Source organism: Streptomyces sp. CBMA156 (genome assembly GCF_014596515.1).
Classification (GTDB): domain Bacteria; phylum Actinomycetota; class Actinomycetes; order Streptomycetales; family Streptomycetaceae; genus Kitasatospora.
In genome coordinates, this window is the sequence record NZ_MSJQ01000003.1 from 41,800 (window position 1) to 51,922 (window position 10,123).

Sequence of the window (10,123 nt, forward strand, 5' to 3'; positions counted from 1 at the left end):
GCTGCGTCAGGGCAGGGTGGGAACCCGGTCCGAGGGGCCGGCCGGGTCGTCGTGGATGACCACGAGGATCTCGGCCGGCTCCGGTCCGGTGCTCCGGCAGCGGTGGGGGAGCGCCGAGTTGAAGTACACGCTGTCCCCGGGGCCGAGTTCGACGCTCCGCTCGGGGAACTCCAGTACCGCCGTGCCCGCGTGGACGAAGAAGAACTCCTCGCCCATGTGCGACTTGAACGGCGAGCCCGTCGGCGCGGTCGGCGGATACATCATGAACGGCACCATCTGCTTGCCGCCGAGCCCGGTCGCGATGCCCTCGTAGCGGGAGGCGCCGGAGCCGGCCCCGGCACCCATCGGGGTGCGCTCGCCGGCGCGGACGACGGTGACGAGCTCGGGCTCCACCTCGTCCGAGAAGAGCCGGCCGACGTCGACGTTGAGGGCGTGGGCCAGTTTGAGCGCCGTCGAGATCGACGGGTCGCTGATGCCGCGCTCGACCTTGGAGAGGTAGCTCTTGGTGACGCCGACCTGCTCGGCGAGTGCCTCCAGGCTGAGCCGGTTCTGCTTCCTCAGCACCCGCAACCTGCCGGCCATGTGCCACCTCTCACCCACGGAATCGTTCGGTCCATTATCGGCCAGGCCACCCGGACGGCCGCGCCACCCCCGTACCGGAACGCGAGAGGACCCGGGAGCGTAGCCAGCTCCCGGGCCCCTGTTTGCCGCCCAATTGCGCACACCGGCACGTTTAAGGGTCGTGGATCAGGTTGAAATCGACGCGTTCTGCCTTTGAACTACCGTGCCACGGAGCGGCACAGACAGGACTCGAACCTGCATTCGTCGATATTCGTCCACACCCGGTCGATCCGGTGTTCGGCGGCGAATGCTGAGACTGGAGCGAGAGTCTGAGATTCACGGGGCCTGCCTCTGCCTGGCTTGGGCTACCCCGGCCGGTGGTGCCGGGGGGAGGATTCGAACCTCCACTGTGACCCCTGGTCAGCTTCAACATCAGTGTCAGCTTTTCGCACCGCGCAGCGCACCCGCCCGGTTCTCCCGGTACGGGCCGTTGTCGCGCCCGGTGCACCCGTCCGGCTCCCCGGACGGGCGATCATGGGGCTACCGGAACAGGTAGCCGAAGACGGCGTCGCCCACCCTCCGGTCGGTGACCTCGACGGCGTTGGCCTCCTCACGGGCGAACTTGACCGCCTGCTGGAGCTTCTCCACCCGCTCGGCGAGCTCGTTCACCCGGCGGGCCGGCAGCGCGCCGGAGAACTTGACCGTGGTCCAGTAGCCGACCGCGATGTCCTCGTAATAGACCTCGACCTGGGCCGGGTGCTTGTCGGTGGCCTCGGCCTTGACGTGGTTGCGCGGCACCTTCTTGGTCCGGATGGTGCGCACCGGCTCGGTCTTCCAGGAGTCGGTGGACGGGTCGAGGTTCCAGGACTCGGCGGCGTCCAGCACCGGGAGCTTCCTCACGAAGGTGAACAGGTCGGTGAGCTGCTTCTCCAGGAAGAGCAGGTAGGGCACCGGCACCTGGGCGAGGAGCACCTGGCCGTCCACCACCACGTCGGCGCGGGCGTCGACGTTGGCCCAGTCCTTGGTGGCCGTGACGTCGAACAGCCGGGTGAGGGTGTTCGCGGTGGACCGCAGGATGTCCTCGGCCTTCAGCTGCACACGGGTCGCCTCGGGCGGCAGCTGCTCGCCCTCCTCGTCCTTGGGCTGGTAGGTGCGGGAGATCCCGGCCAGCAGCGCGGGCTTCTGCAGGTCCTGGTGGGCCTGGGTCAGCTCCTGGAAGGACTTGGACTTGACGCCTTTTTCGACGGCGATGATCTGGTTCAACTTTGCCACGTCCGGGACGCTAGCAGCCTCGAACGGATGGGCGACACCGATTTACCGATCACCCTGTCGGCCCTGTGGGGCCCCCGCCTCCGGTAGGGCCGATCGGATGGCGCCCCGCGGTTCCCGGCGCGTCCGGGTGGTGAGGAGAGCGGGCCGGCGGCGGTCGGCGGGTTAGGTTCGACCCCGTGACCGGCAATGACGTGGTTCTGGCGCTGGTGGTGGTCACCGCGCTGGGTTTCGACTTCACCAACGGGTTCCACGACACCGGCAACGCCATGGCGACCTCGATCGTCACCGGCGCCCTCCCGCCGCGGGTCGCGGTCGGCGTCTCGGCGGTGCTGAACCTGGTGGGTGCGTTCCTCTCGACCGCGGTCGCCGCGACGATCGCCAGCGGCCTGGTGGAGAGCCAGAGCGTCACGCTGACCGTGGTCGTGGCGGGCCTGACGGGCAGCATCCTGTGGAACCTGGCGACCTGGTACCTCGGGATCCCCTCCAGTTCCTCGCACGCGCTGATCGGCGGCGTGGTCGGGGCGACCGTGGCGGCGGCCGGCACCTCGGCCGTCAAGTGGCACGGCCTCGTCGCCAAGGTGATCGTGCCGGCCGCCCTGTCGCCGGTCATCGCGGGATCGGTCGCCGCGCTCGGCACGTACCTCGTCTACCGCCTCACCCGCGGCGTCGCCGAAGGCCCGCGCACGCGCGGCTTCCGGAGCGGTCAGGTCGGTTCGGCCTGCATGGTCTCGCTGGCCCACGGCACCAACGACGCGCAGAAGACCATGGGCGTCATCACCCTGGCCCTGATCGCCGACGGGAGGCTGGGCGGTGGGGCGAAGGCCCCGGTGTGGGTGATCGCCTCCTGCGCCCTGGCCATCGCCCTGGGCACCTACATCGGCGGCTGGCGGGTCATCCGGGCCCTGGGCAAGGGACTGGTGGAGATCGAACCGCCGCAGGGGATGGCCAGCGAGTCGGCCTCGGCGGCGGTCATCCTCTGCTCCGCCGACTTCGGCTACTCGCTCTCCACCACCCACGTCGCCACCGGGTCGATCCTCGGATCGGGGATCGGCAGGAGGGGCGCGGTCGTACGGTGGAACATCGCCCGCCGCATGGTGGTGGCCTGGCTGCTCACCCTCCCGGCCGCGGCACTGGTCGGCGCGCTGGCCTACTGGACCGCCCGGGGGATCGGCGGCACCGTCGGCGTGGTGAGCGTCTTCACCGTCCTGGTGGTGGCCTCGGTCGCCTTCTTCATCGCGTCCCGCTACCCCGCCGTCACCCCGGAGAACGTCAACGCGGCGTGGACCGGCTCGGTCGTCCCGGTGCCGCCCCCCAGCGACAAGGTGGCCCCGTGAACTCCTGGATCGACCCGGAGGCGCTCTGGAAGATCGTCGTGGTCGGCTTCCTCGCCGGCGCCGGCCTGCCCGCGCTGTTCGCCATCGCCGTGCGCGCCCTCAACCCGGCGGCCGGGGCCGAGGGGGACGGGGCCGCCCGGCCCACTGCCGGGGCAGGCGGTTACGCCGTGGCCGCGGTGTGCTTCGCGGTGGTCCTCGCGGCGATCGGGTGGGGCATCCTGCTGATCGTCCACCACAGCTGAGCGCACACCGCTGCCCTTGACCGTCCACCCCTGTGGGCAGCGTGGCGGCGGTCGGCAGCGGGCCGCGGCAGCTCGGCAGCTTGCCCCGCCGGGCTCGCCCGTGGGATCGTTTGCAGCGCGCTTTTGACGCCTCAACAGCTCTACGGGCTACGTTGGGGGCTCCGCGGGGCGGCGCTCCACGTCATGCAATGAAATGGCAAAGCCGCCGCATCGCCGCAGGTCACGAAGTGTCCTCCCCGCACCCGCGGGGGTCAGCCGTGTCCGGGGTCCGTGAAGACGGCCGCCCCAGAGTCCTCCCCGCACCCGCGGGGGTCAGCCGGCTCCGGCGACGCGGAGTTCTTGGGCCAGCTCGTCCTCCCCGCACCCGCGGGGGTCAGCCGTCCGTGACGTTCGACATCAAGCCGAATGTCGCGTCCTCCCCGCACCCGCGGGGGTCAGCCAGGATCGCCAGGGCGTGGGCAAGGTGCTGGTGGGTCCTCCCCGCACCCGCGGGGGTCAGCCGGCCCGGCGCCACTGGCCGAGAATCTGGACGATGTCCTCCCCGCACCTGCGGGGGTCAGCCGTCGCCTGCGGCCCGGATGGCGTTCGTCGACGCGGTCGAGGGGCAGGCGCCGGTTCCGGGGGAGGTTCGGATGACCAGGTTCTGCATGGCGCGTGTAGGGCCGGCGGGATCCTGGCATTGCGGGGGCGTCGTGCTGTCGAGCGCCGTTCGTCGGCTGATCCGCGAGGGTGGGTGTCAGGCGGTGGCGGGCGGGTCGGCGAAGGTGTGCCGGTAGGCCTGGGGGGTGGTGCCGAGGCGTCGGGCGAAGTGGTGGCGGAGGTTGTCGATGCTGCCGAAGCCCGCGCGGTGGGCGATGGCGGCGACGGGGTCGTGGGTGGTCTCCAGGTGGTGCTGGGCGAGCAGGACGCGCTGGCCGGTGAGCCATTGCAGCGGGGTGGTCCCGGTTTCCTGCCGGAAGTGCCGGGCGAAGGTCCGCGGGGAGAGGCCGGCGTGGCGGGCCATCCCTTCGACGGTCAGGTCCCGGTCGAGGTTGGCTTCGATCCAGGCCAGGACGGGGGCGAGGGAGCCCGTCCGGTCCCGGGGTACGGGGCGTTCGCGGTACTGGCGCTGGCCGCCGTCGCGGTGCGGGGGTGCGACCATGCGGTGGGCGAGCGCGTTGGCGACGGCGCTGCCGTGTTCCTTGCGGATCAGGTGGAGGCAGGTGTCGACCGCGGCGGCGGTGCCGGCGCCGGTGATGACCGGGTCCTCGTCGACGTACAGCACGTCCGACTCGACCCGGGCCTCGGGGTGGCGGCGGGCGAGTTCCCCGGTGAAGCGCCAGTGGGTGGTGCAGCGCCGTCCGTCGAGCAGCCCGGCCTGGCCCAGCAGGAAGACGCCGGTGCAGATGCTCAGGACGCGAGCGCCGCGCCGCACGGCGGCCCGCAGGCTGTCGGCGAGGGCGTCCGGCTGCCGCACGCACGGGTCGTAGGCCGGGACGCAGATGAGGTCCGCGGAGGCCAGCCGTTCCAGCCCGTGCCGGGCGCGCACCTCGAAGCCGTGCCGGGTCGGCACGCTGTCGCCGGTGGCCGAGACGAGGGCGAAGTCGTAGACGGGGAACGCGTCGTCGCCCCGGTCGATGCCGAAGACCTCGCAGAACACACCCAGTTCGAAGGCGTGGGCGCCTTCGAGGGCCAGGACGGCGACATCACGGAGCATCGGCTTCGGGCCTCCTCGAACCGGTTGGCAGGAATTCCAGCCTATCCGTCGTTTCTGCCACTGCCTGCGGGCGGCCCGTCCTGCGAGGCTCAGGGGCGTACCCCTCTTCAGTATGCGAACAGCTAGGCGCCCGATGACCATGCACACCCCCGGCTCCACCTCCGACTCCACCACCGCCCTCCCGGCGCGGGCGGCCCAGGTCCTGCGCGCACTCGCGCTCGACGAGGACCTGAAGTGGCGCATCCCCGGCGATCCGGTCCTGGGCCCCCTGACCCGCAAGGCAGCCCGACGGTACGTGGCCGGCGAGACCCTGCCGGACGCCCTGGACCGCGCCCGGCAGGTCCTGGCGGCCGGCCACCGCGTGAACGTCGAGTACATGGGCGAGAGCTGCCGTGACGCGCGGCGGGCCACGGAGGAGACCGAGGTGTTCCTCGCCGCCGCCCGGCTGCTGCCGTCCGGCTGCTCGATCTCCCTCGACCTGTCCCACATCGGCCTCGTCGTCGATGCCGGGCTCGCCCTCGCCAACGCCTCCCGCATCGCCCAGGCCTGTGCCGCCACCGGGCGGGAGATGGTGATCTCGGCCGAGGGCTCCGACCGCACCGACGCGGTGCTGGACCTGCACCGCAGGCTGTGCGAGCGGTTCGACCACGTGGGTCTCACCGTCCAGGCACGCCTGCACCGCACCGCGGACGACCTGCCGGAGCTGCTCGGCCGACCCGGCCGCATCCGCCTGGTCAAGGGTGCCTTCCTTGAGCCCGAGACCATCGCGCACCACCGTGACTCGCCGGCCCTGCGCGCCGCCTACCTGACGTACGCGCAGCAGCTGGCCGACTCGGGCCACCTGTGCTCCTTCGCCACTCACGACCGGGACCTGATCGACCGCATCGAGCAGCAGGTCGGCGGGACGGGCCGGGAAGGTGCCCCGTGGGAGTTCGAGACACTGCTCGGCCTCGGGCCCGGCATCCTCGACGCCATGGCCGAACGCGGGCACCCCACGCGGGAGTACATCGTCTTCGGCACCGAATGGTGGCTCTACGTCTGCAACCGGCTCGCCGAAGACCCCCAGCGCGTCCTCCAAGCCCTCGTCGACGCGGCCGGGTGACCGGGCGTCCGCTCCCAGGCGCGAGTCGTCGCGTCGGGGGTGGGCTCCGCCGTGCGACCAGGTGTCCATGACCGACGGGGTCGGAGTGGCCGACGGGTGCGCGGAGCGAGCGGCAGCACCACCACTGCGGGAACCCCGTGAGCCGGCGCCGGCCGTCGGTCCAGGATCCGACTCCGCTACGGGCCGGGGCCGAAGACTCCGCCGGCTGCGAGGCGGTCGACACGGCCCCCCAGGTCCGGTCGGCCGGAGTGCCGGGGCGGGCCCGGTGTGGAAATCCGGTGTCCGGCAGCGGGCCTTCGGGGCGAGAATGCGCGCATGGACGACGTGGCGGGGCTGGTGGGGCGCTTGATGAGTGTGGCGCGGGTGGCGCAGGACTCGGAGGCGGACGACGACTGGCACGCCTACTGGGGACTGGTCTGGGAGACGGCGAAGGGGGAGGGCGGCGAGACCGCCTGGCGCGGTGGGGCGGGGCTGCTGGGGTCGGCCGATGTCCTGGAGCGGAAGGTGGGCTCCGATCTGGTGGGGAGCGTGGCCGAAGCGCACGAGGATCTGCGGAGCGAGGTGGCAACCGCCCTGATGGCGCGGGCCGATGTGGAGACGGAGGCCTGCGTGCTGCTGTCCCTGGCCCGGGGCCTGGGCCGGTCGCAGGATTCGCGCGCCGTGCCGGTGCTGGTGAGGCTCTCCGGGCACGAGGACGCCGAGGTGCGGTGTCAGGTCGCCTCGGAACTCAGCCTGACCAACAGCGGGTCGGCCGACGGGCCCGATGTCCGGGCGCTGATCCGGCTCACCCGGGACCAGGACGCCGACGTCCGCGACTGGGCGGCCTTCACGCTGGGATTCCAGCTGGAGCACGACACGACCGCCATCAGGGACGCGCTCTGGACCTGCACCACCGACGAGTGCGACGAGGTCCGGGAGGAAGGCGCGCGGGGGCTGGCCAGGCGGCACGACCCACGGGCCGTCCCGCTGATCGCGCGACTGCTGGAGTCCGAGGACGGGAACCGCGCCTTCATCCTTGAGGCGGCGGCGATTCTGGGCGTCCCCGAACTCCTGCCGGCTCTTGAGACCTGTGAGCCCGACTCACCCGAGACCGACCGGGTCATCGCGGCCTGCGACCCGGTCCGGCGGGCCCGGCTGGAGGGCGACGCCTGGACGGTCGTCGTGGAGTTGGAGCGGCTGCGCTCCGACCTCGGCGCGGCCCTCAGCTCACCGCGCTACGAGTCGGTGCACGGCATGCAGGTGACCCACCGGGAGTCGGGCGACACGAGCTACGACGTGGCCTCACTGCTCTCCCGCGCCGGCGGGGACCCGGCGCGGGCGGCCGAGCTGGTGGTGGCCGACCTCACCGGTACTGCCGTGAGCGGACCGAGGGCTGACGGCCTCCCGGAGTCTTCGAGGTAGGCGTCGCCGAGGAGGCCGATCGTCACGGCACCGCCGGACGGCACCGCCGCGCAGGTGCTCAGGACTCACGGCTTCCCACTGCTCGTCGGCCGTATGGTGCAACTCGCCCGGCAGGATGGGCACATGGCCGCCGCCCGCGGAGGCGGACGGCCCCGGCCCGCCGACCGGACCGGCGTGCTCGACCGACGAGGAGAGAGCCATGTCCACCGCACCGATCGCCCCCGGCGACTTCCCCACCAGTCCGCTCGCCCTGCGCTTCGCCGACCCGGCCCGACAGGTCAAGGCCCGCGCGTTCGCCGTCGAGCAGGCGAAGGCCGCCACCGAGGCGGCCGGCCTGCTGGCCCGGAGGTGGGAGGCCGCTCCGGGTCGGCCGGCCCGGGTGGCCGCGCTGGCCGCCGTCCACGCGCACCTGGTCGACTGGCGCTACCGTCTCGCCGTCACGATGGGCCCGCGTCCCGGCACCCGCATCGCCTTCTTCCCGGAGCGCTTTCGCACCCCGATCCGGGAGGGCGACACCAATTACGACCGCCTCGGTGAGGTCGGCCGGCTGAGAGAGGGCGCCCAGTGGGACCAGGCCGCGCACGCCTTCACCGGAGGCCTCGCCACCCCGGCCTGGGAGGCCATGGTCCGCTACGGCCGTCTCGCCGAGGAGCGCTTCGCCACCGAGGGCGTCGAGGGTGACACCCTCCAGAACCGGGTGCTGCTGCCGGACGGACGGCTGGTCGCGGGCAACCGCATCCTGCGGGGCGACGCCGCTCACCGGACCGACGCCGAGCTCACCGCCCGGTACGCGGCCCGGGGCCTGAACACGTCCTGGATGGAGCGCGGCGGAAACCCGGTCTACACGGCCTCACCCGCTCCCCGGGACAGCGCCGTCCTGCACTCCGCCGCCCTCGACCTGCTGGCCCGTCCCCGTCTCACCACCGAGGACTACCTGCTGGCCCGCTACCTGCTCTTCCAGGCCCCGCAGACCAAGAAGGGCAGCGACGCCGTGAGCAGGACGTTCGTCGTCGCGGTCGGCGCCGTCGTCCTCCCCGGCGCCGCGCCCGCCCTGCCCGAGGACATCGACCTGCGCTGCTATGTCCTCGGCCAGTGCCTTGCCACCTGCGGTTCGGCCGGGGCAGGACGGTCCTGTGACGTGCACGGTGCGCGCGAGGCCGGGGGCCGCGCCGCCCGCGGCTGAGTGCCCCGGGCCGGCGTGGGGGACTCCGGGAGTCCGGGGCGGTACGGCAGGAGCCCGGCCCGCCCGGCGGCAGCGGCCGGGGCGCGAGCGGTGGGTGCTTCGGCCCGCGCCCCGGCCTGTGCGGAGGTGGTCGGTCAGGCGGAGACGCCGCAGTACTGCTGCTGCTTGCCGATCACGCGGTAGACGCAGTCGGCCGTCTCCACCAGGCGCAGGACCGCCTCGCGGTTTCGGCTGGTCTCGCGGCCGATCACCTCGTCGGGCGGGTAGAAGCCGCTGCTGCCGTTCGGGCCGGGGTACATCTCGAAGGTGTAGGCGAAGATCCGCTGGGCGCCCCACAGCCAGTCGTCGATCGCGCCGTCGGTGATGTAGAGGTCGCTGGACTGTTCGGGGGTGTAGCCGTTGGTGGCGGCCATGCTGCGGCCGAGGGTGGCGAAGGTGTTGTAGTCGTCGGCGGTCATGCCGGGGGCGGTTTCGGCGGTGGTCCAGCCGTACGGCCAGAGCACCAGCTCGCTGTAGGTGTGGAAGTCGATGGCGGCGGTGATCTGCTGCCTGCCGCCGACGACCCGGCTGCGGACGAAGTCGGCGACCACCCTGGTCTCCTTGGCGGACTCCGGGGCGCTGCCCCGGTAGGTCTCGCTGGAGGTGGAGCCGGAGGAACCGCCGCAGCAGCCCCACTTGTAGTTCCAGTTGCGGTTGAGGTCGGTGCCGACGCTGCCGCTGCCGGTGTTGGGCTGACGGTCCTTGCGCCAGCTGCGGTAGCGGCCGGTCGCGATGTCGTACTCGCCGCCGTCCGGGTTGAGGTCGGGGATCACCCAGATCTCCCGGCTGTTGACGGCGTCGGCGATGCGGCTGTCGGTGGCGTACTTGTCGCCGAACTCGTGCAGCAGGTAGAGCGACATCTCGACGGTGAGGTGCTCCCGGGCGTGCTGGTGGGCGGTGAAGAGCACCTCGGGTTCGTCCTCGTCGGTGCCGACGTTGTCGCTGATCTTCACCGCGACGATCGGCCGGCCCTCGTAGGAGGTGCCGATGACGCGCTTGCTCATGATGTCGGGGTGCGCGGCGACGACCGCGTCGATGTCGGCGTTCGCCTCGGCGTGGTTGTGGTAGCCGGAGTCGGCCTGGGGGAAGTCGTACACCGGCCCGGCCAGGCCTTCGTCACCGGGCCCGGCACCGTGGCGGGGGCCGGGCAGCGCGACGGGGGACCAGCCGAGCGCGCGCAGCCGGGAGGCCTCGGCGGGGGTGGCGGTGACGATCACCGCGTCGGGTAGGACGGCGTCGACGGAGGCGCCGGTGGCGGCGACGGCGGTGCGGTCGGCGACCGTGCGCGGGCCG

Annotated in this window: 9 protein-coding genes and 1 CRISPR repeat array; of the genes, 5 read left to right on the forward strand and 4 right to left on the reverse strand. The window is 72.5% G+C overall.

The genetic code is table 11. The features are described from left to right. Positions 1-6 precede the first annotated feature (6 nt). The gene (locus BU198_RS00330) at positions 7-582 is read right to left on the reverse strand and encodes a helix-turn-helix domain-containing protein (RefSeq protein WP_188294750.1); all 576 of its coding nucleotides are present in this window, start codon (positions 580-582) and stop codon (positions 7-9) included. A gap of 519 nt (positions 583-1,101) precedes the next feature. Further along, on the reverse strand, positions 1,102-1,833 hold the full coding sequence (locus BU198_RS00335; protein WP_188294751.1) for a hypothetical protein: 732 nt from the start codon (positions 1,831-1,833) through the stop codon (positions 1,102-1,104). Between the two features lie 176 nt (positions 1,834-2,009). Here BU198_RS00335 and BU198_RS00340 point away from each other — a divergent pair, with 176 nt between their 5' ends. Both BU198_RS00340 and BU198_RS00345 read left to right on the forward strand, forming a co-directional pair. After that, a complete protein-coding gene (locus BU198_RS00340; protein WP_317619889.1) occupies positions 2,010-3,167 on the forward strand; it encodes an anion permease in 1,158 nt (385 codons plus the stop codon). Next, positions 3,164-3,409: a hypothetical protein gene (locus tag BU198_RS00345; protein ID WP_188294752.1), complete on the forward strand. Its 246-nt coding sequence runs from the start codon at positions 3,164-3,166 to the stop codon at positions 3,407-3,409. The genes BU198_RS00340 and BU198_RS00345 overlap by 4 nt, the downstream gene beginning before the upstream one ends. Positions 3,410-3,638: 229 nt before the next feature. Next, a CRISPR array of direct repeats spans positions 3,639-3,972; the repeat unit is 29 nt; unit sequence GTCCTCCCCGCACCCGCGGGGGTCAGCCG. A 173-nt stretch (positions 3,973-4,145) separates the two neighbouring features. On the opposite strand, the gene BU198_RS00350 is transcribed toward BU198_RS00345, so the two are convergent. After that, the gene (locus tag BU198_RS00350; protein ID WP_188294753.1) at positions 4,146-5,105 is read right to left on the reverse strand and encodes a GlxA family transcriptional regulator; all 960 of its coding nucleotides are present in this window, start codon (positions 5,103-5,105) and stop codon (positions 4,146-4,148) included. A 133-nt stretch (positions 5,106-5,238) separates the two neighbouring features. Between BU198_RS00350 and BU198_RS00355 the strand changes: the two genes are divergently transcribed. The 3 genes from BU198_RS00355 (at position 5,239) to BU198_RS00365 (ending at position 8,791) form a co-directional block, all read left to right on the forward strand. Continuing rightward, the gene (locus BU198_RS00355; RefSeq protein WP_223243702.1) at positions 5,239-6,207 is read left to right on the forward strand and encodes a proline dehydrogenase family protein; all 969 of its coding nucleotides are present in this window, start codon (positions 5,239-5,241) and stop codon (positions 6,205-6,207) included. 315 nt (positions 6,208-6,522) lie between these two features. Continuing rightward, the gene (locus tag BU198_RS00360; protein WP_188294754.1) at positions 6,523-7,608 is read left to right on the forward strand and encodes a HEAT repeat domain-containing protein; all 1,086 of its coding nucleotides are present in this window, start codon (positions 6,523-6,525) and stop codon (positions 7,606-7,608) included. 199 nt (positions 7,609-7,807) lie between these two features. Next, a complete protein-coding gene (locus tag BU198_RS00365; RefSeq protein WP_188294755.1) occupies positions 7,808-8,791 on the forward strand; it encodes a hypothetical protein in 984 nt (327 codons plus the stop codon). Positions 8,792-8,925: 134 nt separating this feature from the next. On the opposite strand, the gene BU198_RS00370 is transcribed toward BU198_RS00365, so the two are convergent. Continuing rightward, the coding region (locus BU198_RS00370) for a M14 family metallopeptidase (protein ID WP_188294756.1) at positions 8,926-10,123 on the reverse strand (1,198 nt) is incomplete at its 5' end.

Coding starts and splice junctions, on each gene's coding strand:
- BU198_RS00365 (WP_188294755.1), top strand. CDS start 7,808: ATGTCCACCGCACCGATCGCCCCCGGCGACTTCCCCACCAGTCCGCTC.
- BU198_RS00360 (WP_188294754.1), top strand. CDS start 6,523: ATGGACGACGTGGCGGGGCTGGTGGGGCGCTTGATGAGTGTGGCGCGG.
- BU198_RS00330 (WP_188294750.1), bottom strand. CDS start 582: ATGGCCGGCAGGTTGCGGGTGCTGAGGAAGCAGAACCGGCTCAGCCTG.
- BU198_RS00350 (WP_188294753.1), bottom strand. CDS start 5,105: ATGCTCCGTGATGTCGCCGTCCTGGCCCTCGAAGGCGCCCACGCCTTC.
- BU198_RS00355 (WP_223243702.1), top strand. CDS start 5,239: ATGACCATGCACACCCCCGGCTCCACCTCCGACTCCACCACCGCCCTC.